Genomic DNA, 22,855 nt, shown 5'->3' on the forward strand with positions numbered 1-22,855 from the left:
TCGGTACGGGCACTGAGCGCCCGCGAGCCGTCGGACTTGGCCGCGGCGCCCCGACCGAGCGGGTCGGTGCCGGTGAGCTGGCGATAGACCGGCCAGCCCTCGATCCAGCGGCGCACCCCCATCGCAGCACCTTTCCGGCCAATCCCGCATATGTGAACAACCTGACGCTAGTCGAGTGCCGGTCGGGTCGCAGCGAGATCACAGAGAGTCATACCTCCTTCAGGCGCGGCGCTCGCCCCCGAGACGGGGGTGTGCGGTCGCGAGCTGGGCGTTTCGCCCGCGGCCGGGGCGGCCTAATCCACAGTTGTGGGGGCAGGTCGGGCGTCGGGGTAAGCACCTGGCTGGGGTCGGCGGTCCCACAACACCAGGCCGGTGAGCAGCATCGCGACGCCCACAGCGACCATGCCCAGCCCCACCGCCGTGTGCGCGCTCCCCTCCAGGTGACCGGCCACGATCCACCCGCCGTCGATCCCGAACGCGAGCGGCATGACTCCCTGCGGGATCACCGGAATCCAGCCCACCGTCAGCAGCACCAGCGCCCAAGCCGTCGCCTTGTTCTCCCGGTACCACTCGGCGTCCCACTTCAGCGGGATCACCGTTTCGGGGGGCCTGCTCCGCTGGCCGGCCGCAGCGAGCACCTCGGTGCCGCGCCGAACGAGGCGGTCGTCGGCCAGCCGGAGGCCGCCCCACAGGGCCACAGCACCCGACAGCAGCCCGACCAGCGGCAGCAGCGGCGCCACCCCGGGCGGGCCCCAGATGACAAGCGCGAGGACCGGCGCCGCAGCGAGCAGCCCACCGGCGGTGGCGACAAGCACGCTGACGATGTCGGTCGGGTTGTCGGCCGAGGTGGGGTGCCGTGGGTCGGCTACCGGGCGTACCCGCAGCAGCGACACCCAGACCGGCACCGAGGCGCCCGCCCCGAGCAGGGCCGGCAGGACGGAGAGCGCGGCCAGCGCGTCGACCTGTGGCGCGAGGACGATGCCGGCGGCGGTGAGCAGCACCCCGATCGGGGTGACCAGGGCCAGCCAGGCCACGACACGTCCACGGACCTCGGCACGTTCGCCGTCCGGCGTGGTGAACGGCAGCCACAGCGCGGTGCCGTCCAGCCCGACCAGGCCTGCCGACATCGCCGCCGCGCCGAGCACGGCGAGCGACCCGGCCCACGGCAATAGAAGCTCCACATCAGACAGCAGCGGCAATCCGGCGAGCAGCGCGCCGTACACGACAGCGAACGCCAGATACTGCAACCGCAGCGGATGCCGCATCCACGCCCGCACCTCACGGCCCGCGACCGCCCGCACTGCGGGTGGCATCCATCCCGGCCACCCGCGCCGCTCACGCCCATCACCGCCCCGGGATGCCTCCGAGGGGCCGCGAGGATCCCGGTCGGGCGCGCCGGAGCGCGGGACCGCTGTGGTCCCGCGTGGCCGGAACGGCACGCCCGCGTTTATCGCCCTTCGAACGAGCACGATGTACGCGGCGACGCACAGCACCACGATGCCCGCCAGGGCCGCCATCAAAAGCGCCCCTCGGTCGGGTGCCTCGGCAACGGCGGCGAACGGCCAGTCACTCGGCACGTATCCCACGACCCGCACCACGTCGTCCGGCGCCTCGATCAGCAGTACCGACACCCACGGGAAGACCGCCCAGAGCGACCCTGCGACACCCATCGCCGTCCCGGTGACGATGCCGGTGAGCAGCGCTCCGGCCGGCCCGCCGGCGTGGCCGACGATCTCCAGCGCGATCGCCGAGCCGATCAGCCCGAGCAGCCAGAGCAGCACCGCGCCGCAGGCGGTGACGAGGACCGGGACGGGGCCGTAGCGAGCCGCGTGCACCGGCAGCGCGGTGAGCGCCACAAGCGAGACGGCCGGGCCGATGCCGATCGCGGACGCGGCGAGCAGGCCGATCGCGGCGGGGGCACCGCCGATCGGCTCCAACCGCAGGTGGACCGGCCGGACCCGGCCGCGCCCACCGCCGAGCAGCAGCGGCAACACGATCCAGCCGAGCACCCACGCCCCGACCAGCAGGGCGAGGGTGTGCCGGTCGCCGTGCAGCGCGTACCGGATCAGCCAGGCGGCGGCGAGCAGCCCGACGAGGCCGGCCACCACGGGCCCTGGATGCTCGCGCAGGGAGCGACGCAGCATGGCCGCGCGCATCCGTGCCGGCACCGCCATCCTGCCGAGGGTGTCGGCCAACGAGCGGGGAGCGAGCGAATCGGCGCTCATCGGGGCCCGGTCAACCAGTCCAGGCCGGCGCTGCCGGAGACGTCGGCGCCGACAAGTTCGACGAACCGGTCCTCGAGGCTGCCGCCGGCGGCGACCTCGGTGACCGGCCCGGCGGCGACCACCTGGCCCTGGTGGATGACTGTGACGTCGTCGCACATCTGCTCGACAAGCAGCATCGAGTGGGTGGACAGGACGCAGGTGCCCCCGCCGGCCACGAACCGGCGCAGCACCCGCCGGATGGTGGCCGCCGAGACCGGGTCAACGGCCTCGAACGGCTCGTCGAGTACGAGCAGCCGGGGCGCGTGCAGCAGTGCCTGTGCGAGGCCGAGTTTCTTGCGGGTGCCGGTGGAGCAGTCGGCGAGTGGGGTGCTGGCACCCTTGGCCAGGCCGAGGACGTCGATCAGCTCGGCGGCCCGGTTGGCGGCGGCGACCCGGTGCAGCCCGCGCAGGCCGGCGCTGTAGCGCAGCAGCTCGGCGCCTGTGAGTCGCTCCGGAAAGTCGAGGCCGTCGGGCAGCACGCCTGTCAAGGCGCGGGTCTGGCCCCTGTCGCGCTGCGCGTCGTGCCCGAGGATCCGGATCTCCCCGGCGTCCGGACTGACAAGCCCGACCGCCATCCCGATGGTGGTGGACTTGCCGGCGCCGTTGGGCCCGACGATGCCGTGGAACGTGCCGGAACGGACGGTCAGATCGAGGTCGTCGACCGCGCGGTGCGCGCCGAAGGTCTTCACCAGGCCGCGGATCTCGAGTGCTGGGGGGATCACGCGCCGAGCATAGTGATCCTTTGACGACAGAGAGGCCCGCCAGCACGGCGGATCGGCAGGGAGACCCTGTCAACTGTGGTGGATCGGGGTCTCCAGTTCGCGGAGCGGGCGACCCGAACCACCCCACGCCTGGGCGGTGATCTCGGCGGCGATCGCCACGGCCGTCTCCTCTGGTGTCCGCGCGCCCAGGTCCAGCCCGATCGGCGAGCAGAGCCGGGCAAGCGCGTCCTCCGGCACGCCCGCCTCCCGTAGCCGGCGCATCCGGTCGTCGTGTGCGCGGCGGCTGCCCATCACCCCGATGTAGCGGGCGGGTGTGCGCAGGGCGACCTGGAGCAGCGGCACGTCGAACTTGGGGTCGTGGGTCAGGACGCAGAGCACCGTCCGCTCGTCGACTGTCGTCGACTCCAGGTACGCGTGTGGCCAGCGGACGACGAGGTCGTGGGCGTCGGGGAAACGCGTGCGGGTGGTGAAGACCGGACGGGCGTCGCAGACCGTGACGTGGTAGCCGAGGAACCTGCCCATCCGGGCCATCGCGGCGGCGAAGTCGATCGCGCCGAAAATGATCATTCGGGGCGGTGGCACGTACGACTGGACGAACACGGCCACGTCGTCGCCGCGCTGCTCCCCCTGCCGGCCCAGGTGGACCGTGCCGGTGGTGCCGAGGGCGAGCATCCCGGCCGCCTGCCGTGCCGCCGCGTCGTCCAGGTCGGGCGTGCCGAGGCTGCCCGCGACCCGGTCCGGCCAGATCACCAGCTGCGCGTTCTCGACCGATGCGGTGGCGACCGGGCGGCTGTCCCGGATCGCGGCGAGCACGTCGTCGGGATCGGTCATCGCGACGTCCGGCTGCACAAGGACCTGGATTGTGCCACCGCAGGTCAGGCCGACGTCGAACGCGTCGTCGTCGCTGACGCCGAAGGTCTGGGTGTGTGCCTCTCCGGTCTCCAACGCGGTGCGGCAGAGCTCGTAGACGGCACCCTCGACGCAGCCGCCCGAGATGCTGCCGAGGACCTCGCCGTGCTGGGAGACGGCCATCGCCGCGCCGGGCTGCCGGGGTGCTGACTTCCAGGTCCGCACGACTGTCGCCACGGCGTACGCGACGCCGCGAGTGCGCCAATCCGTCAGCCCGTCGGCGATGTCCCGCATGGCCGCACCCTCCGCGAGCCCCGGCGGCACCGTCAACGGCGACCTAAGCAGTTGCTTAGGTCGCCGTTGACTTTAACCACCGGCGAGCAGAGATTTTGCCGGACTGCGGAGGTACGACATGCAGGTGCCGGCACCGTTCGAGTACGAGCGAGCCACGAGTGTGGACCATGCGATAAGCCTGTTGGAGCGTCTGGGCGGCACAGCCCGCCTGATCGCCGGCGGGCACAGCCTGCTGCCGATGATGAAGCTTCGGCTGGCCAACTTCGACTATCTGATCGACATCAACGACCTGCACGCCGAGCTGGGCTACATCGAGGCCGGCCCGGACGAGGTGCGGATCGGGGCGATGACCCGACACCGGGAACTGCTCGACTCCCCCGTGCTGGCAGAGGCGTTCCCCATCTTCGCCGACGCGGAGCGGGTGATCGCCGACCCGGTGGTGCGCAACAGGGGCACGCTGGGCGGCTCGCTCTGCCAGGCGGACCCGTCCGAGGATCTGTCGGCGGTCTGCACGACCCTTGACGCGCGGTGCGTGATCCGTGGTCCGGGCGGCGCGGAGCGGGTCGTGTCGATGGAGGAGTTCCACGTCGGGCCGTACGAGACCGCCGTCGCCGACGGCGAGATGCTCGTCGAGGTGCGGCTGCCGGTGCGGCCGGGCTGTGGCAGCGCGTACGCCAAGGTGGAGCGCAGGGCCGGCGACTGGGCCGTGGTGTCGGCCGGCGCGGCGGTGTGGCTGCACGGCGGCGCGATCGCCGACGCCCGGGTCGGGCTCGCGGCGGTCGGCCCCAACACGACGGGCATCCCGGAGATCTCGGCCGCGTTGCGCGGGCAGGAGCCCTCGGAGGCCCTCTACGAGCAGGCCGGGGCGATCGCGGCGCGCAGCTGCGACCCGGTGACCGACCAGCGCGGCAGTGCCGACTACAAGCGGCATCTGGCCGCCGAGCTGACCAGGCGGACCCTGCGCCGGGCCGTGGAACGGGCGAGGAGCTGAGCATGCAGGTCACCATGACCGTCAACGACGTCGAGGTCACCCGGGAGATCGAGGCGCGGCTGCTGCTCGTGCACTTCCTGCGGGACGTGCTGGGTCTGACCGGCACCCACTGGGGTTGCGACACGAGCAACTGCGGCACGTGCGTGGTCTGGTTGGACGGCGAGCCGGTGAAGTCGTGCACGGTGCTCGCGGCGATGGCCGGCGGCCACCAGGTGCGCACAGTCGAGGGCCTCGCCAAGGGCGCCGAGCTGGACCCGATCCAGCAGGGTTTCATGCAGTGCCACGGCCTCCAGTGCGGCTTCTGCACGCCGGGGATGATGATGACCGCGCGGGCGCTTCTCGACCGCAACCCCGACCCGAGCGAGGCGGAGATCCGGGAGGCCATCTCGGGCCAGATCTGCCGGTGCACGGGCTACGCCACGATCGTGCGCTCGGTGCGCTGGGCTGCCGTGGCCGAGGCGCAGGCCGCGGCCACTGTCACCGAGACCACCGAATCCACCGAGGCCGGCGAGATCGACAACGCCGGCCAGCCCGCGGAGGCCGTCGCATGACAACCGTGCACGAGCGCGTGGACACATTCCACGACAACGACCAGAAGCCCGTCGGGTACGGCCGGATGCTGCGCAAGGAGGACCCGCGCTTCCTGCGCGGTCGCGGCCGGTACGTCGACGACGTCCAACTGCCCGGCATGCTGCACCTCGCGATCCTCCGGTCGCCGGTGGCGCACGCCCGCATCATCAGCATCGACACGAGCGCCGCCGAGGCGTCGCCAGGGGTGCGCGCGGTGGTGACAGGTGCCGCGCTGGCGGAGCAGAACCTGGCCTGGATGCCCACGCTCTCCAACGACGTGCAGGCGGTGCTCGCCACCGACAAGGTGCGTTTCCAGGGTCAGGAGGTCGCCTTCGTAGTGGCCGACGACAGGTACGCGGCCCGCGACGCGCTGGAGCTGATCGACGTCGAGTACGACGTCCTCGATCCGGTGATCGACGCGCGTCGTGCGCTGGAGCCGGACGCCCCGCTGATCCGCGACGACCTCGAAGGCAAGACCAACAACCACTGCTTCGACTGGGAGACCGGCGACAAGGCGGCCACCGAGGCGGTATTCGCCCGCGCCGACGTCGTGGTCAGCCAGGATCTTGTCTACCCCCGGGTGCACCCGGCGCCGATGGAGACGTGCGGGGCTGTCGCCGACTACGACTCGGTCGAGGGCAAGCTGCGGCTCTGGTCGACCACCCAGGCGCCGCACGCGCACCGCACCCTCTACGCCATCGTGGCGGGCCTGCCCGAGCACAAGATCCAGGTGATCGCGCCGGACATCGGCGGCGGGTTCGGCAACAAGGTGCCGATCTATCCCGGGTACGTCTGCGCGATCGTCGCCTCGATCGTCACCGGCAAACCGGTGAAGTGGATGGAGGACCGATCGGAGAACCTGATCAGCACGGGCTTCGCCCGCGACTACATCATGCGCGGCGAGATCGCGGCGACACGCGACGGCCGGATCCTCGGCATCCGCACCAACGTGCTCGCCGACCACGGCGCGTTCAACGGCACCGCCGCCCCGGTGAAGTACCCGGCCGGCTTCTTCGGGGTCTTCACCGGCAGCTACGACATCGAGGCCGCGTACTGCTCGATGACAGCTGTCTACACCAACAAGGCGCCCGGCGGCGTCGCGTACGCCTGCTCGTTCCGGATCACCGAGGCGGTCTACCTGGTCGAGCGGATCGTCGACTGCCTCGCCGACGAGCTGGGCATGGACCCCGCCGAGCTGCGCCTGAAGAACTTCATCCAGCCGGAGCAGTTCCCGTACACGACGAAGACCGGCTGGGTGTACGACTCGGGCAACTACGAGCCGACGATGCGCCTGGCGATGGAGATGGCCGGCTACGACGAGTTGCGCCGCGAGCAGGCCGAGAAGCGGGCCCGGGGCGAGCTGATGGGCATCGGCATCGCGTTCTTCACCGAGGCCGTCGGTGCCGGGCCGCGCAAGAACATGGACATTCTCGGGCTGGGCATGGCCGACGGCTGCGAGCTGCGCGTCCACCCGACCGGGAAGGCCGTGGTACGCCTCAGCGTGCAGTCCCAGGGCCAGGGCCACGAGACGACGTTCGCGCAGATCGTCGCCGAGGAGATCGGGATTCCGCCGGCCGACATCGAGGTGCTGCACGGCGACACCGACAACACCCCGTTCGGCCTCGGCACGTACGGCAGCCGGTCGACGCCCGTGTCGGGCGCGGCGGCGGCACTTGTGGCGCGGAAGGTCCGCGACAAGGCCCGGATCATCGCCTCCGGAATGCTCGAGGTGTCGGTGGCCGACCTGGAGTGGGACAAGGGTTCGTTCCACGTCGCGGGTGACCCGGGCAGGTCCGTCACGATCCAGGACATCGCCCTGCGCGCACACGGCGCGGGCGACCTGCCCGAGGGCATCGAGGGTGGGTTGGAGGCGCAGATCTGCTACAACCCGTCGAACCTGACCTACCCGCACGGCGCGTACATCTGCGTGGTGGACATCGACCCCGGGACGGCGCAGGTGAAGGTGCGGCGGTTCATCGCCGTCGACGACTGCGGCACCCGGATCAATCCGATGATCATCGAGGGGCAGGTGCACGGCGGGCTCACCGACGGGGTCGGCATGGCCCTGATGGAGATGATCGCGTTCGACGAGGACGGCAACTGCCTCGGCGCGTCCCTGATGGACTATCTGATCCCGACGTCGCTGGAGGTGCCCGACTGGGAGACCGGCTTCACCGTCACCCCGTCGCCGCACCACCCGATCGGCGCGAAGGGTGTGGGCGAGTCGGCGACCGTGGGTTCGCCGCCGGCGATCGTCAACGCCGTCATCGACGCCCTGAAGCCCTTCGGCGTACGCCACGCCGACATGCCGCTGACGCCGTCGCGGGTCTGGGACGCGATGCGCGGCCAGGCCCGGCCGCCGATCTGAGAGGGCCGAGGATGACCACCATCGCGGAGCGCGCCCAAGAGTTGACAGTCACCCGGGAGCCGTTCGTGCATGCCACAGTGGTCCGCGCCCAGGAGCCGACGTCAGCCCGGCCGGGCGACGACGCGGTGATCCGCGCGGACGGCTCGATCGAGGGCTTCGTGGGCGGGGTGTGCGCCGAGGGTTCGGTGCGGGCGGCCGCCCTGGACGCCCTGCGCGACGGCACCGCCGTGCTGTTGCGGGTGCTGCCGGAGGGAGCCGCCCCGTTCCCGGAGACTCCGGGGGCGCGGGTGGTGGTCAACCCGTGCCACTCCGGCGGCGCGATCGAGGTCTTCCTCCGGCCGATGCTGCCCGCGTCGGCGGTGCGCGTGGTCGGGGATACGCCGATCAGCGCCGCCGTGGCGACCCTCGCCGCGTTCCTCGACTTCGACGTCGTGACCTCCGACGACTACGCCGGCTGCACGGCGGTCGTAGTGGCCGGGCTGGGCAGGGGCGAGCAGGAGGCGATCCGTGCCGCACTCGACGCGGGCGTGGGCTACGTCGCGCTCGTCGCCAGCCAGAAGCGCGGCGCGGTGGTCCTCGACGAACTGGGGTTGACCGACGCCGAACGAGCCCGCGTCCACTCGCCGGCCGGGCTGGACATCGGCGCGCAGACGCCGGCGGAGATCGCACTGTCGATCATGGGTGAGGTGGTCCGGGCCATCCGGGTGGACGGCCTGCGCCCGGCTGCGGGCGCGCTTGTCGTCCGGCCCGAGCAGGCCGTCGACCCGGTGTGCGGGATGACCGTGCTGATCGGACCGGACACCCCGCACGCCCGAGTCGACGGGCGGGACGTCTGGTTCTGCTGCGCCGGCTGCCTCGCGACGTACACGGCGGCGTAGCCCGTGAACCTGACCGGCCTGGTGCTCGCCGCAGGGGCATCGGTGCGCCTCGGCGAGGCGAAACAACTGCTCCCGTACCGGGGGCGGACACTGCTCGACGCCACACTGGACCTGGCCCGCTCGTGCGGCTTCGACCAACTGCTCGTTACCCTCGGCGGCGCGGCGGCTGCGGTCCGCGACCGGGTGGACCTCACCGGCTGCCAGGTCGTCGAGAACGAGGCGTTCAGCAGCGGCTGCGGGTCGTCGGTAAGCACCGCCGCGCGGGCCGTGGACCCGCGCGCCGACGCGCTCGTGCTGCTCCTCGGCGACCAACCCGGCGTCCGCACCGAGGACGTCCGCCGGGTCGCCACGGCCGCCACCCCGCTGGCCGTCTGCCGGTACGCCGACGGGTTGGGCCATCCGTTCCGCTTCGGCCGCACGGTCATCCCCGAGCTGTACGACCTGCACGGCGACAAGGCGGTGTGGAAGCTGCTGCACTCCGGCCGCCACCCGGTGACCGAGGTGCCCGCCGACGGGCCGGTGCCGATCGACGTCGACACCCGGGCGGACTACGAACGCCTGCTGGCGGGCGAGGCATGAAGGACGCGCTGGCCGTCCGGCACCGCCTCGACGCCGTCGACTACCTGGTCGACGACGGCATGGCGATGGCCCTTTTCCTGGCGTTGCGCCTCGGTCGTCCGCTGCTGCTGGAGGGCGAGCCGGGCGTCGGCAAGACCGCCGCCGCGAAGGCGCTGGCCAAGGCGTTGGAGACGCCGCTGATCCGGTTGCAGTGCTACGAGGGGCTGACCGCAGGCGAGGCGCTCTACGAGTGGAACTACCAGCGGCAACTGCTGGCGATCCGGCTCGCCGAGGCACAGCACGCGCGACTCACCGACGCGGACCTGTTCAGCGCCGAATACCTCCAGGAACGCCCGATCCTGCGGGCCGTACGCCATCGAGGGCCGGTCCCGCCGGTGCTGCTGATCGACGAGATCGACCGGGCCGACGACGAGTTCGAGGCGCTGCTGTTCGAGTTCCTCGGGGAGGCCGGCATCACCATCCCCGAACTCGGCACGTTCACCGCCCGTACGCCGCCAGTCGTGGTGCTCACCTCCAACCGCAGCCGAGAGCTGCACGACGCGCTGCGCCGCCGCTGCCTCTACCACTGGATCGACTTCCCCGAGCCGGCCCGCGCCGTGGAGATCGTCCGCCGTGCCGTGCCGGGCGCCACCGAGCCGCTGATCCGGGCGGCCGTGCAGTTCGTCGGCGACGTACGCGGCAGGGAGTTGGAGAAGGCGCCCGGGATGGCCGAGGCCATCGACTGGGTGGCCGCACTGTCCGTGCTCGGCGCTGCCGACCTGGCCGCCGACGACGTCGCGCACACCATCGGCACCATCGCCAAGACCCCCGACGACCGCGCCGTGGTCGCCGCCGCGCTCGGCGCCTACCAGGAGAGTCAGCCATGAAGATCACCAACGAGTTCGCGGTCACCGTCCCCATCGAGCGGGCCTGGGCGGTGCTCACCGACCTGGAGGGGATCGCGCCCTGCCTGCCGGGCGCCCAGCTGACAGGCGTCGACGGCGACGTCTACCGGGGCAAGGTGAAGGTCAAGGTCGGGCCGGTCATCTCGGAGTTCGCGGGCACCGCGCAGTTCGTCGAGAAGGACGACACCGCGTACCACGGGGTGATCGACGCCAAGGGCCGCGACGCCCGGTCGACGGGGAACGCGTCCGCGCTTGTCACCGCCCAGCTGCGGCCGGACGGCGACCGGACGCTTGTGAGCGTCGACACCGACCTGAAGATCTCGGGGAAGCTGGCACAGTTCGGCAGCGGCATGATCAAGGAGGTGTCAGGCAAGCTGCTGGCCCAGTTCGTCGCCAACCTGGAGGCGAAGCTGGCAGCCGAGCAGACGACGCCGGCAGCCGCGGACCCGCCGACCGCAGCGCCGCAGACCGTCGCAGACGTGCGGGCCGCCGGAGGCGACGCCGCAGCCGTGCCGGCGGTGCGAAGCGGGGACGATCCCGCCGCGTCCGCCCCCGTCGCGCCGGAGGCACCCGAGCTGTCCCCGGCCACGTCCGCCACGGCTGTCGACACCACCCCCGCCACGGCCGCCGTCGCGCCCTCCCCTATCGACCCGTCCCCGATCGCGCCGTCGCCGATCGAGCCGACAGCGGTCACCGCGTCCCCGATCACCGCGGCTCCCGCCGAGCCGTCGCCGCTCGCCGAACCGTCGGCTGGCGAGCCGTCCCCCGCCGACCCGTCGACGGACGAGCGGGCCGTCATGGGGCACCCCACCGCCGGGCCGGCACAGGGCAGGCCGCCGGCCGCCGGCCCGCGCACCACGTCGGATGCCGAACCGGAGGCGCTCGACCTGCTCAGCCTCGCGGGCGGTTCGATCACCAAGCGCCTCGTACCCGCGATCGTCGGCCTCGTCGCGGTCGGCGCGGTGATCGCCTGGCTTGTCGCGCGTCGGTGAGCCCGGCCCTGCTGCGGGGGATCGACCGGGCCGCGTTCGCCGTGGCGTTCACCGCCCGGCTGCGGCGTGCCGGCGTTCCGGCTGGGCTCACCGACGTCGACGCCTTCGTCCGAGCCCTCGACGTGAGCCCACCCCGCTCGATGTCCACGCTCTACTGGACCGCCCGGATCAGCCTGGTCCGGCGGCACGCCGACCTCGCCGCGTTCGACCGTGTCTTCGCAGCGGTGTTCGCCGACGCGCCGCCGCTGCCACCACCGAACAGGTCCGTGGCCCCGGCGGGAGACCGCGACGACGTCCACGTGCCGGTGCCCGCCGACGCCGCCGACGACGGTCCGGGCGGCGGGCTGCCGTGGGCGACGCTGCCCCCGGCCGTGGCTCATTCGCCGGAGTCGGACACCGCGCTGCGACTGCCCGAACGACGACCCAGCGCGCTCGCCGGGCTCGCCGAGAGACCGTTCGACGAACTCGACGCCACACAGGTCACGATGCTCGGCGACGCCCTGCGCGCGGCAGTCGTCGCCTGGCCGACCCGCCGCACGAGACGGCACGCCGTCAGCCCCACCGGACGGCGGATCGCGCTGCGGGCCACGATCAACCGGGCCCGCCGCACCGGATGGGAACCCGTCGAGATCGTCCGCGAGCGGGCGGTACGGCGACCGCGCCGGGTCGTGCTGCTCTGCGACGTCAGCGAGTCGATGCGGGCGCAGGCGACCGCGTACCTGCATCTGATGCGGGCGTTCGCGGTGGTCGCCGAGGCGGAGGTGTACGCGTTCGCGACGACTTTGACCCGGCTCACGGTGGTGCTGCGGCACCGTTCGGCCGCCGAGGCGGTCGCGCAGGCCAGCGCGGCGGTGACCGACAGGTACGGCGGCACCCGGATCGCCACGAACCTGCGCGCCCTGCTCACCTCCCAGCGCGCGGACGCCGTTCGCGGGGCCGTGCTGGTGATCGGCTCGGACGGTTGGGACAGCGATCCGCCCGAGGAGCTCGCCGCCGTGATGGCCCGGCTGCGCCGCCGCGCGTACCGGATCGTCTGGTTGAACCCGCGGGCCGGCGCCCCCGGCTTCGCACCCCGCACGGCGGGCATGGCCGCCGCGCTCCCCTACTGCGACCGGCTGCTGCCGGCCGGGACGTTCCAGGACCTGCTTGTCGCCGCTCGTCAGCTCCAGAGCGTCACGTGCACCGACGGCTTGAAGTGGCCGATGCTGACGCCCGCGCCGCGCATCATCGCCTGAATTGCCCGGGGTGTCGACGAGAACCGCGACAGCTCGGCGGCGGCCGACAACTGGCCCGGACTGGTCAGCACCTGCGAGTGCCACACCGCCTCGACAGTCGCGTGTGGCCCCAGCACCTGCTGAAGTTGGCCGTCGCGGAGGTCCGGTGCGACGGTGAACGAGAGCGCCGGCGAGACACCCCGGCCGCGCTTGGCCTCCCCCAGCGCCGCCGCGTGGCTCTGGAAGATCTGCTGCCGGTCATCGGGCACGGCCAGCCGGCGCAGCATCGCGGGAACCGCGCCCAGGTCGGTGGCCGCCGACGGGCCGAGCAACCAGGTCTGCTCCCGCAACTGCCCCGGGGACGCCGCCACACCGGCCAGCGGATGATCCGGGCCGACGGCGAGCACGAGCCGGTAGTTCATCATCGGCCGGCAGGTGATCGCCTCGTCGATGACCGGCGCCTGCGGGCCGACCGCGATGTCCGCGGCCCGGGTCAGCAGCAGCGACTCGAACGAGCTGGGGTTGCGGACGCTCAGCTCGACGTCGAGGTCGGCGGCCCGCTTCGCGAACATCTCGATCAGCCCCGGCGCGGCGAACTCGGCGAACAGGCTGGACGCGGCCACCCGCAGCAGCCGCCGGCCGCGTTTCGCGGCGCTCACCTCAAGCATCGTGCGGTCCTGAAGGCCCAGCAGCTCCGCCGCGCGGCTGGCCAGCCGGAGCCCGCCCGGGGTGAACGCCAGCCCCGCCGCCGTCTTGGTGAACAGCTTGTCCCCGAACTCCTTGCGTAATTGAGCGACGTGCAGCGACACGGCCGACTCGGAGACCGCCAGCTCGGCGGCGGCCTGCTTGACGGACCCCAGCCGGACCACTGCGACGTACGCGCGCAGTTGCGTCGGGGTCATCGGTGCCACCCACCTCCCCGCACATCGCGTGGTTCGGCTCCCCGTCGAGACGAACCACGATCATGCCCGCTGAACCAGTCTGCCGCCAGGGTGCGTCACCTACCGGTTACGGTCGGCGGTATCAGCGCCGTGTGGGAGCAGTCAGCGGAATAGTCAGCCCAGCGCTGCGGCCTTGCGCAGCAGCACCGCGCGCTCGCGCTTGTTGGCGCACAGCCTGGCCGCGAGCTCCAGCTCGGCGCACGCTTCCCGACGTCGCCCGAGCCGGGCCAGCAGCTCACCACGGACGGTCGGCACCAGGTACGAGCCGGGAAGTCGGTTCCCGGCGACCAACTCGTCCACAATGGTCAGTGCCTGTGCCGGACCCGAGGCCATCGCGACCGCGACGGCCCGATTGAGCTCCACCACCGGCGAGGGCGAGACCCGGCCGAGCGCCTCGTAGAGCGCCACGACGCGGTCCCAGTTGGTGGTCTCGACCGAGCGCGCCGACGCGTGGGTGGCAGAGATCGCGGCTTGCAGACCGTAGGGGCCGAGGCCGCGAGTCGATGCCCTGGCCAGCGCGGCGAGCCCACGGCGGATGGCCGCGTCGTCCCACAGTCGCCGGTCCTGGTCGGCGAGCAGGACCGACGAGCCGTCCGGGCCGGTCCGGGCCGGAAAACGCGCGGCCGTCAGCTCGCACAACGCGAGCAGGCCGTGCACCTCGGGCTCGTCCGGCTGCAACACGGCGAGCGTGCGGGCCAGCCGGATCGCCTCGTACGCGACGTCGGGGCGCAGCAGCCGGTCGCCCGACGTGGCTGTCGACCCCTCGGTGAAGATCACGTAGAGGACGCGGAGCACCCCGTTCAACCGTTGCCGGCGCTCGTCGGCAGCCGGTAGTTCGAACGGCACCCCAGCAGCCGCAATCGTCTTCTTGGCCCGGGTGATGCGGGCCTGCATGGTCGGCACGGGTACGAAGAACGCGCGGGCGATCGCCGCACTGGAGAGGCCGCCCACCACGCGCAGCGTCAGCGCCACCCGCGCCTCGGGGGACAACACCGGGTGACAGCTGACGAACATCAGCGCCAGGACGTCGTCGTCAATCTTGTCGGGGTCGATGTCCTCGTCGACCGTCGGGGCGACCGCCAGGAGGGCGTACCGGTCCTGGAGGGCGGCACGGCGACGGATCGCGTCGATCGCCCGTCGCCGAGCCGTGGCCATCAGCCAGCCGGCCGGATTGACCGGGGAGGCGAGCGGCCACGACACCAGCGCCTCGGTGACCGCCTCTTGCGCCGCGTCCTCGGCCAGCCCGAAATCGCCAGTGAGCCGGGTCAGCGCGCCGACGATCCGCGCCGACTCGACCCGCCACACGGCCTCGACGTCGGCCGTACCCATCAGAGCCGACCGTTGCTCTCGCCGCCCAGGGGGACCTCGTCGGCCTCGGCCACCCGGCGGACCTCGAGCTTGGACCCGGGCACCGCCGGGAACCGCGTGGCCCAGTCGACCGCCTCCTGCTGCGAGGCGACATCGAGGAGGAAGTAGCCCCCGAACAACTCCTTGGTCTCGCCGTACGGCCCGTCGGTGACCACCGGGGCGTCGCCGGTGAAATCGACCACGACACCCCGGGCCGGATCGTCAAGCCCTTCGGCGGCGAGGAGAACACCTGCCTCGATCATCTCCTCGATGAACCGGCCGGTGTCCGCCATCGCCTCGTCCATCGACGCCATCATGGCCGCGTTCGTCTCATCGGTGCCCCGCATGATCAGCATGTACTTCGACATCGCGCTTCTCCTCCTCCGGCAGGGTCGCCTCCCGACCCTCGCACCCACACGTCGAACGAGCGACCCCCGGATCGACGAGGCGCCGCAGAAATCAGCGGCGTCCCGAGTCACCGGCCAGCCTCCCGCGGTCCGGGGGCGGGCGTGGGCACTATCGTTCTGACGTGCACATTCGTTTTGACGTCCCCGCCGATCCCGCCTACCCGGGCCGCGTGGCCGCCGCGCTCAGCGGCGTCCGGCTGCGCCGGTTCACCCTCATCGGCGCGGTGCTCGCGGCCGTCGGGGTGATCGCCTTCGTCGTCTCGCGGGGCTTCACGTGGGGCGACCGGGTCTCGTCGCTGTGCATAACGCTTGTCGTGGCTGGTGTGCTGTCGATGCTGTACGCGCCGTGGGTGCGCTGGCGTGCCCGGCGCCGCTCCGCTAGCTACGCCGTCGAGGGCGCCTACGACATCACCGACGACAACATCATGATGCGCAGCGGCTCGGAGTCCGGCGGCATCGCCTGGGACGGGGTCACCGAGGTGACCGACACCCCGGAGTTCTGGATCGTGTTCGTCGACCGGATGCCGGCCACCGTCATCCCCCGCCGCTTGATTACCACCGAGGACGACGAGACGTTGCGAGCGTTCATGGCCAAGCGTGGGCTGCTCCAGCCTCGGTAAGGCGCCCCCGGCGAACGTCACAGCGCCGGGTACGGCGTCGACGCACCGCCCAGACTCCCCGACGATCGCCGCGACCCGGCAGGGCCGAGGCGCAGCGGCCATGGGATACGCGAGCCGACCGAAATCGGTTTGCCGGCGCGGATCCGCCGGTCTAGCGTCGTGGGGCACCTCCCGGTGCGCAGGCGACGGCTACTTCCTCTCTCAAAGGGGAGACGTGGGTTCGAATCCCACCGCCACTTCGGTGGTGTCGACCAGCGGCCCAGGTCACCTAGGCCCGCAAGGGCCGGTCTCCGTCGCCGCCTTGATCTCGGGAGGCGCGCTCACGCCGCACGCCCGGTGCGACGGACACGGCTACTTCTTGGTAAAGGCCCGGTAAGGGTCCGCGGTTCGAACCCGCAAAACCGTGTCCACCCTTGATCTCGGGCGTGCGGCGTGACCACCTTCCGCAGTCACAAGATCGCAAAATCCGTTGCCGGGCTGTCACACCCACCGCTACGGTCGTGACCGCACCTTCCCGGTGCGCAGGCCACTCACTTTTGAAAGGGCTCTGGCCCCGACAGATGGTGATCGACCTCGATTCCGGGGAGCGCGACCACGCCACACACCCGGTGCGCAGGCAACGGTTACTTCCGGATCCGCAAATGGGGGTTCGAATCCCCCGACACCTTCGGGTGGATGGTTCAACGGACAGAACGGCGGACTAGTCCGTGGCCGACTCTGATCTCGGGTGTGTGGTGCGGTGGCGTCTCCCCGGCCGACTGGCGTGGGGGACGTCATGGCCAAGTTCAACCTCAAACCGCGCGCCAGCCGCAGGTCGGTCACCGCCGAGGGCGCGCCCGCGTTCACCCGTGAGCCGCGTATCGAGCTGTTCCTGCTCGGTGTCTCGAACATGGTCGGTGAGGACACCTTCTACGAGGGCGCCACGGACCGGGACGGCCGCTTCCGGAACTTGGTCGCCGCCGTCGCCGTCACCGATCCCGACTGGTTCGCCCGCTTCGTACCGTGGCTGCGGACCGGCGCGATGATGCGCTCGGCGTCAGTGGTGGCGGCCCTGGAGGGCGCCCGAGCCCAGGTCACCGCAGGCGTGCCGGGTTCGCGTGCGGTCGTGGACGCCGCGTTGCAGCGTGCGGACGAGCCGGGCGAGGCTCTGGCGTACTGGCTGGCTCGCCACGGCCGGGCCTTGCCCAAGCCGGTGAAGCGGGGCATCGCCGACGCGGTGGTCCGGCTGTACACCGAGCGGAGCCTGCTCAAGTACGACTCCGTCGGAAACCCTGTGCGGTTCGGCGACGTCATCGACCTGACCCACCCCACGGCGAAGGACGAGCGGCAGGGCGACCTGTTCCGGCACGCGCTGGATCGGAGGCACGGGCGGGACAATCCACTGCCGAGGTCGCTCGGAATGCTGGCGGCACGGCACACGCTCATGGCGATGCCCATCGACAAGCGCAGAGAGGTCACCGATTCGACGGTGCTGGGCGCGGCCGGTATGACGTGGGAGGCCCTGGCCGGGTGGCGACAGACCGCGCTGGACGCTGCGGCATGGGAGTCGATCATCCCGAACATGGGCTACCTGGCGCTGCTTCGCAACCTGCGCAACTTCGACCAGGCCGGGGTCGGTGACGCCGTGGCGCAGACGGTGGCGGCGAGGCTCGCCGACCCGGGCGAGGTCGCCGGCTCGCGGGTGCTGCCGATGCGTTTCCTGTCAGCGTTCAACGCGGCGCCGAGCCTGCGGTGGGCGTACCCCCTGGAGATGGCGTTGCAGCACGCCCTGGTGAACGTGCCGGCCCTGGACGGGCGGACCCTGATCCTCATCGACACGTCCGGTTCGATGCAGAGTTCGTTCAGCAAGGACGGCACGCTGCGCTGCTGGGACGCCGCCACGGTGTTCGGCCTCGCGCTGGCCGCCCGGGCGAAGGCTGCCACTGTGGTGTCCTTCTCCAACGCCAGCCGGGTGTTCCCGTCGAAGGCGGGTGAGTCGGTGCTGGCCGCGGTGCGCCGGTTCAAGGAGGGCGGCTACTTCTACGGCGGTGGAACCGATACGGAGAAGGCGGTCCGGGAGCGCTACGACCGGCACGATCGGGTGGTCATCCTCACCGACGAGCAGGCCCACTGGCACGGGGCGACGGACGTCACGGCGGCGGTGCCCGCAGAGGTGCCTGTGTACACCTGGAACCTGGCCGGGTACCGCGTCGGACACACGCCGACCACAGGCAACCGGCACACCTTCGGTGGCCTGTCCGACGCCGCGTTCGCGATGATCCCGCTCATCGAGGCCGGGTCCCGCGACCAGTGGCCGTTCTGACCGGCGGGGTGTCGAAACCCCGCCGGTCAGGGCCGCCGGTCGCCGGGTGTCAGGTCGCGTCGGGCAACCACGACAGGAGTACGGCGGGATCGGCGACGGCGCTGTGCACGCGCTCACGGTCCTGCGCTGTCAACGTCAGCGACCGGAGGCGGGCGCCCCACTCGGGCACCTGCTCGTCTTTACCGAGCGCGACCGACAACTCGATCAGGCCGGCGAGCGCCATCGCCTGTTCGACCGCCGGTGCGGTGTCGCCGTGCCGGCGCAGCCCCGAGTTGAGCGCCCGGTACGCCGCCCGGTCGTCGGTCTTGAATTCGCGCAGGATCCGCGCGTTGTCGAGCACCCGCGCCAGCCCTTGCAGGTCCTTCGACCCGCCGTACTCCAGGTCCTCCGGCTCGTCGCGCCGAATGAAGGTGACGGTGTTGCCCGACGGGTCGACGATGCTGAACCGCGACGCGCCCGGCCGGTAGCGGGTCATCCGCGGCAGACCCTTGACCAGCACCTTGCCGTACGCGCGGCGCATCGCCTCGGTGAACGCCGCGTGGTACGGCGCGACCGCGTCGACCATCACGAGGCAACCACCGGAGGTCTCCTTCGTCGGGTCCAGGTCCTTCGGCGCGGAGCCGTAGTGCAGGTGGAACCCACTCCACGAGAACGCCAGGTACACGTACGGCTTGATCTGCTCGTAGGTCACGTCGAAGCCGAGCGCGCGCCAGAACGCCAGTGTCGCCTCCGGTGACACGCAGTGCAGCAGCGGCACTGCGGTCTCGTTGGGCTGGACGCGTTCCTCGATGGTCGTCATGCCACTCCCCGATCGCGTAGGCAAGCAGGCCATTGTGCCAGCAGCGAGCAGGGGTAACGACCCGCTTCGCCTCCTACCCAGGGAGGAGGCGACGCTCCAACCGCAGGCCACAGCCGGGGCTTCCGGTCGGACGCGGTCGAGCAGGGCGGCCGGAAGCATCTACTGGCATGAGATTCGATCTGCGTCGGGCGGCACAATGGCACCGCCCACTCATGCTCCTCGTCGCCGCGATGGCGGCGCTCGCCGTCGTCTGCGCGGTCGGCATCGTCGTCGACTCGCGGGTCCTCACCGGCTCGCCGATCTGGCTCAAGCCGTTCAAGTTCGCCGTGTCGTTCGTGTTGTACGGAACGACCCTCGCTTGGATGCTCTCCCTGCTGCCGCGCCGGATCCGGGTCGCCGAGCGGGCGGCAACTGTCATCGTCGCGATGGCGGTGATCGAGACGGCGTTGATCGTCGTGCAGGTGGCCCGGGGTACGACAAGCCACTTCAACGCCACCACCCCGTTGAACGGAATCATCTTCGCGGCGATGGGTGCGTCGATCATGGTGCTGTTCGGCGCGCACATCGTCATCGGGATCGTGGTGCTGATACGACGGATTCCGGACCGGGTCGCCGCGACCGCCGTCGGCTGGGGCCTCGGCCTGTCACTGCTGGGCATGCTGGTGGCGGTGCCGATGACGCTGTCCATGCAGGACTCGGGGGTCGAGGGGATCAGCGGTGCGCACAGCGTGGGTGTCGCCGACGGCGGGCCGGGTCTGCCGGTGCTCGGTTGGAGCACCACCGGAGGTGACCTGCGGATCGGGCACTTCGTGGGCCTGCACGCCCTCCAGGCGCTGCCGATCCTGGCGATCCTGCTGGGCCGGTTCCTCGGCGCGCGGCTGGACGAGCGTACCCGTGCCCGGCTGCTGGTCGTCGCGGGCGCGGCGTACGGCGTACTCACGCTGTTGTTGACCTGGCAGGCCCTGCGCGGGCAGCCGCTGCTGCGCCCGGACGCCCTCACGCTTGCCGCCGTGGCGGCGCTTGTGGTCGCGACCGCGACCGCCGCCCGACTGGTGGTGGCACGCGGACGCCGCCGTCCGGATCTGGCGCTGGCAGCATGACCGCGGCGCTGTTCAGCGGTGGCGGCGATGTTCCGGAAGCGCGGCTGGCCGCGTGCCTGGGCGTGCGGACCCGCTGGCAGCACGCTCGTGCCGCCGGGCCACAGCACCTAGGCTGACCCGGTGAGGTGGGCGGAGCGGCTGTTCGACGCGCGGGACACGCTCGTGCGGACGGTGCTGCTCGACCTCAGCGGCGTGGGCTACCTGGTCTTCGGCACCCAGACCGGCCGTCAGCCGTCCGTTACACAGTGGAGCCTCGCGGTCGGCGCGTTCGGGGTAGCCCTGCTGCTGCATCGTCGGCCGGCGGTCAACCTGGTGGCGCAGACGGCACTGCTGGCGGTCGCTATCTGCCTTGTCGACGACATCATGATCAACCAGGTGGGCGCGAGTTGGGCGCTGCTGGAAGTCACCATGCGGGCGCGTCGCGCCCGCACCATCTGGTTGGCCGCCGCGGTGCTGGCAGCGGTCGACCTGACCGACTCGATCGGCGATCCGCTCGACAAGGTGGCCTCCGGTGTCGTCGGGCTGGCCCTGGAGGTCGGCGTACCGGTGCTGCTCGGCCTGGTCATCCGCACCAACCGGGAGCTCAGCCGGCAGGCCGTCGAGCGGGCGACGGCCGAGCAGCGCCGGCACGAGTCGGAGAACCGGGCGGCGCGCGCCGACGAGCGCAGCGCCATCGCCCGTGAGCTGCACGACGTCGTCGCGCACCACGTGGCGTCGATGGTGCTGCGGGTCGGCGTGGCCCGGCACGTCCTCACCGACCTGGACCCCCGGGTGGACGAGGTGTTCGACGACGTGCACGGCACGGGCAGCGCCGCCCTGTCGGAGCTGCGCCGGCTGGTCGCGGTGCTGCGCGACCCCGATGGGGTACGCGGTGACGCGGCGCTTACCGCTATCGAGCCCTCGGCGCTGCCGGCGGCGCTCGACGCGACAGTGGACCGGGCACGCTGGGCCGGTATCACCGTGCGGGCCGACATCGACCCGGCGGTCGGCACGCTCGACGCGGTGCGGGGCCTGGCGGTGCTGCGGTTGACCCAGGAGGCGCTCACCAACGTGGCCCGGCACGCCGGCCCGTCCGCGCTGGCGCACCTGGTGGTCGCCGTTCGGGACGGCACAGTGCACTGGGAGGTCACCGACGACGGGCACGGCGGCGAGCGCGACAGCGGACAGGCTGTGGTGCCGGACGGCGGCGGGCACGGCATCACGGGCATGCGGGAGCGCGTCGAGGTCCTCGGCGGTCTGTTGGAGGTGGGCCCGACCGACACAGGTTGGCGGGTGCGCGCCGTCCTCCCGCACGTGGTCTCCGCGCCCGCCGCCGGGCCGCCTGTCGTGTCGGCGCCCCGGGAGGCCCCAGCCAGATCGCCCGAGCCGGCATGATCCGCGTCCTGCTGGTCGACGACCAGCACCTCATCCGCGCGGGGCTGCGCATGCTGTGCGAGGCGCAGCCCGACGTCGAGGTGGTCGGCGAGGCCGACAACGGCCGTGAGGCGGTGGCCCTCGCCGCGCGGCTCCTCCCCGACGTCGTCGTCATGGACCTGCGCATGCCCGGCGTCGACGGGATCACGGCGACCACCCGGATCCTCGCCGAACGGCCCACCACCCGCGTGCTGGTGCTGACCACGTTCGGCGACGACGACCACCTCTATCCCGCCCTCACCGCCGGCGCGTGCGGGTTCCTGCTCAAGGACGCACCGCCGACCGAGCTGCTGGACGGCATCCGCCGGGCCGCCGCGGGCGACAGCCCGTTCAGCCCGGAGGTGCTGCAACGCCTCGTCCAGCGCGCGATGCACGCCCGCGCCGAGACACCACGGCCGGTGCGGGGTCTGACCGCCCGCGAGCAGGACGTCCTCGACCTGGTCGCCGAGGGCCTGTCCAACACCGAGATCGCCGAACGGCTGCATATCGGCGTCACCACGGTCAAGACCCACATCACCAGCCTGATGACCAAGACCGACAGCCCCAACCGCGTACGCCTGGCGCTGTTCGCTCGCGGCGTCTGACGGTCAGCCCTTCATCCGGCCGGACACGACGATGACGAGCACCAGCGGCACGATCAGCAGCGCCGGGGCGACGACCGGCAGGTGCAGGGCGACCAGGGCGCCGACGGCGGCACCGACAATGAGGGCCAGCAACACCTGCACCCTGGGCCGCAGGTTGGCCCACGGGCTGCGGGCGGCGACGCCGGCGATCAGGCTCGTGAGGGTGCCGGTGAGGTACGTGGAGGACAGGCCGGACACGCCGAACCGTTGGATCGCGCTGCTCTGCACGCCAAGCGCCACGGCGGACAGCATCAGCAGCGCGAGATGGACGCGCGTGTCGGCGTCGTGGAGCGTGACCTCCCAGACGACGAGGAACACGACGAACACCAGCAACTCCAGGACCAGCGCCGAGGTGACCCGCCGGGGCCAGACCGGATCCTCAGGTTGCGCCGAGCCGACGACGCGAGCGCCGGCGAGGACGCCGACGACGAAGCTGAGGATGGCGCAGGCCGACGTCAGGGCCAGCGCGGGGTCGCCTCTGCCCGCCGAGAGTCCGACAAGGACCATGTTGCCGGTCATGACACTGGCGAAGGCGCCCCCGAGTGCGAGGAACCCGATGGCGTCGGCGCAACCGGTCAGGAAGGTGAGCACGACGACGAGCGCCTGCCGTCGCCGCAGGAGGTGCTCGTCGCCCGCAGCGGGGATACGGGGGCGGATGACGCGGGGCGCTGTGCTCGGCACTGTCGGCTACCTCCCTA

General features: G+C 71.9%; 21 protein-coding genes. 13 read left to right on the top strand and 8 right to left on the bottom strand.

Annotation, left to right across the window (positions count from 1 at the left end):
* Positions 1-293: 293 nt before the first annotated feature.
* From ACFY2Q_RS21560 to ACFY2Q_RS21570, 3 genes are all read right to left on the bottom strand, one after another.
* Entirely contained in the window at positions 294-2,225 is a 1,932-nt protein-coding gene (locus tag ACFY2Q_RS21560; RefSeq protein WP_387132906.1) for a hypothetical protein, read from the bottom strand.
* Entirely contained in the window at positions 2,222-2,986 is a 765-nt protein-coding gene (locus ACFY2Q_RS21565; protein ID WP_387132908.1) for an ABC transporter ATP-binding protein, read from the bottom strand. Before ACFY2Q_RS21565 ends, ACFY2Q_RS21560 begins: the two co-directional genes overlap by 4 nt.
* Positions 2,987-3,055: 69 nt before the next feature.
* Positions 3,056-4,129: an XdhC family protein gene (locus ACFY2Q_RS21570; protein WP_387132914.1), complete on the bottom strand. Its 1,074-nt coding sequence runs from the start codon at positions 4,127-4,129 to the stop codon at positions 3,056-3,058.
* Between the two features lie 118 nt (positions 4,130-4,247).
* Here ACFY2Q_RS21570 and ACFY2Q_RS21575 point away from each other — a divergent pair, with 118 nt between their 5' ends.
* The 8 genes from ACFY2Q_RS21575 to ACFY2Q_RS21610 are packed head-to-tail and all read left to right on the top strand — an operon-like array spanning position 4,248 to position 12,626.
* Positions 4,248-5,120, top strand: a complete 873-nt coding sequence (locus ACFY2Q_RS21575) for an FAD binding domain-containing protein (RefSeq protein ID WP_387132916.1) — start codon at positions 4,248-4,250, stop codon at positions 5,118-5,120.
* 2 nt (positions 5,121-5,122) lie between these two features.
* Positions 5,123-5,671: a (2Fe-2S)-binding protein gene (locus ACFY2Q_RS21580; RefSeq protein ID WP_387132919.1), complete on the top strand. Its 549-nt coding sequence runs from the start codon at positions 5,123-5,125 to the stop codon at positions 5,669-5,671.
* The gene (locus ACFY2Q_RS21585) at positions 5,668-8,058 is read left to right on the top strand and encodes an aerobic carbon-monoxide dehydrogenase large subunit (RefSeq protein ID WP_387132921.1); all 2,391 of its coding nucleotides are present in this window, start codon (positions 5,668-5,670) and stop codon (positions 8,056-8,058) included. Before ACFY2Q_RS21580 ends, ACFY2Q_RS21585 begins: the two co-directional genes overlap by 4 nt.
* Positions 8,059-8,069: 11 nt before the next feature.
* Complete coding sequence (locus ACFY2Q_RS21590; protein ID WP_387132922.1) at positions 8,070-8,936, top strand: XdhC family protein; 867 nt, start codon at positions 8,070-8,072, stop codon at positions 8,934-8,936.
* A 3-nt stretch (positions 8,937-8,939) separates the two neighbouring features.
* On the top strand, positions 8,940-9,515 hold the full coding sequence (locus ACFY2Q_RS21595) for an NTP transferase domain-containing protein (RefSeq protein WP_387132925.1): 576 nt from the start codon (positions 8,940-8,942) through the stop codon (positions 9,513-9,515).
* Positions 9,512-10,381 (top strand): AAA family ATPase, encoded by an 870-nt coding sequence (locus tag ACFY2Q_RS21600; RefSeq protein ID WP_387132928.1) that lies wholly within the window; start codon positions 9,512-9,514, stop codon positions 10,379-10,381. Before ACFY2Q_RS21595 ends, ACFY2Q_RS21600 begins: the two co-directional genes overlap by 4 nt.
* The gene (locus tag ACFY2Q_RS21605; RefSeq protein ID WP_387132931.1) at positions 10,378-11,391 is read left to right on the top strand and encodes an SRPBCC domain-containing protein; all 1,014 of its coding nucleotides are present in this window, start codon (positions 10,378-10,380) and stop codon (positions 11,389-11,391) included. Before ACFY2Q_RS21600 ends, ACFY2Q_RS21605 begins: the two co-directional genes overlap by 4 nt.
* Positions 11,388-12,626, top strand: coding sequence for a VWA domain-containing protein (locus ACFY2Q_RS21610; RefSeq protein WP_387132934.1), 1,239 nt, complete (start codon positions 11,388-11,390; stop codon positions 12,624-12,626). Before ACFY2Q_RS21605 ends, ACFY2Q_RS21610 begins: the two co-directional genes overlap by 4 nt.
* Here the strand turns inward: ACFY2Q_RS21610 and ACFY2Q_RS21615 are convergent.
* The 3 genes from ACFY2Q_RS21615 to ACFY2Q_RS21625 form a co-directional block, all read right to left on the bottom strand.
* Positions 12,551-13,507, bottom strand: a complete 957-nt coding sequence (locus ACFY2Q_RS21615; RefSeq protein ID WP_387132937.1) for a LysR family transcriptional regulator — start codon at positions 13,505-13,507, stop codon at positions 12,551-12,553. The genes ACFY2Q_RS21610 and ACFY2Q_RS21615 overlap by 76 nt on opposite strands.
* A gap of 153 nt (positions 13,508-13,660) precedes the next feature.
* Entirely contained in the window at positions 13,661-14,875 is a 1,215-nt protein-coding gene (locus tag ACFY2Q_RS21620; protein WP_387132940.1) for an RNA polymerase sigma factor, read from the bottom strand.
* The gene (locus ACFY2Q_RS21625; protein WP_387132942.1) at positions 14,875-15,261 is read right to left on the bottom strand and encodes a YciI family protein; all 387 of its coding nucleotides are present in this window, start codon (positions 15,259-15,261) and stop codon (positions 14,875-14,877) included. Before ACFY2Q_RS21625 ends, ACFY2Q_RS21620 begins: the two co-directional genes overlap by 1 nt.
* A 161-nt stretch (positions 15,262-15,422) precedes the next feature.
* Here ACFY2Q_RS21625 and ACFY2Q_RS21630 point away from each other — a divergent pair, with 161 nt between their 5' ends.
* Together ACFY2Q_RS21630 and ACFY2Q_RS21635 are read left to right on the top strand one after the other, a co-directional pair.
* The gene (locus tag ACFY2Q_RS21630; protein WP_387132945.1) at positions 15,423-15,920 is read left to right on the top strand and encodes a YcxB family protein; all 498 of its coding nucleotides are present in this window, start codon (positions 15,423-15,425) and stop codon (positions 15,918-15,920) included.
* A 775-nt stretch (positions 15,921-16,695) separates the two neighbouring features.
* Positions 16,696-18,222 carry a TROVE domain-containing protein gene (locus tag ACFY2Q_RS21635; RefSeq protein ID WP_387132947.1) on the top strand — a complete coding sequence of 509 codons (1,527 nt, stop codon included), beginning with the start codon at positions 16,696-16,698 and terminating at the stop codon, positions 18,220-18,222.
* 49 nt (positions 18,223-18,271) lie between these two features.
* Here the strand turns inward: ACFY2Q_RS21635 and ACFY2Q_RS21640 are convergent, their stop codons facing one another.
* Positions 18,272-19,021: a glyoxalase gene (locus ACFY2Q_RS21640; RefSeq protein ID WP_387132950.1), complete on the bottom strand. Its 750-nt coding sequence runs from the start codon at positions 19,019-19,021 to the stop codon at positions 18,272-18,274.
* Positions 19,022-19,188: 167 nt separating this feature from the next.
* Between ACFY2Q_RS21640 and ACFY2Q_RS21645 the strand changes: the two genes are divergently transcribed.
* The 3 genes from ACFY2Q_RS21645 to ACFY2Q_RS21655 all read left to right on the top strand — a co-directional run bounded on the left by ACFY2Q_RS21645 (position 19,189) and on the right by ACFY2Q_RS21655 (position 22,118).
* Positions 19,189-20,121 carry a hypothetical protein gene (locus ACFY2Q_RS21645; protein ID WP_387132952.1) on the top strand — a complete coding sequence of 311 codons (933 nt, stop codon included), beginning with the start codon at positions 19,189-19,191 and terminating at the stop codon, positions 20,119-20,121.
* Positions 20,122-20,241: 120 nt separating this feature from the next.
* The gene (locus ACFY2Q_RS21650) at positions 20,242-21,495 is read left to right on the top strand and encodes a sensor histidine kinase (RefSeq protein ID WP_387132955.1); all 1,254 of its coding nucleotides are present in this window, start codon (positions 20,242-20,244) and stop codon (positions 21,493-21,495) included.
* A complete protein-coding gene (locus ACFY2Q_RS21655; RefSeq protein WP_387132957.1) occupies positions 21,492-22,118 on the top strand; it encodes a response regulator in 627 nt (208 codons plus the stop codon). Before ACFY2Q_RS21650 ends, ACFY2Q_RS21655 begins: the two co-directional genes overlap by 4 nt.
* A 3-nt stretch (positions 22,119-22,121) precedes the next feature.
* On the opposite strand, the gene ACFY2Q_RS21660 is transcribed toward ACFY2Q_RS21655, so the two are convergent.
* Entirely contained in the window at positions 22,122-22,838 is a 717-nt protein-coding gene (locus ACFY2Q_RS21660) for a YoaK family protein (protein WP_387132959.1), read from the bottom strand.
* Positions 22,839-22,855: the final 17 nt, after the last annotated feature.

The organism is Micromonospora sp. NPDC000316, assembly GCF_042898885.1.
Lineage (GTDB): Bacteria > Actinomycetota > Actinomycetes > Mycobacteriales > Micromonosporaceae > Micromonospora.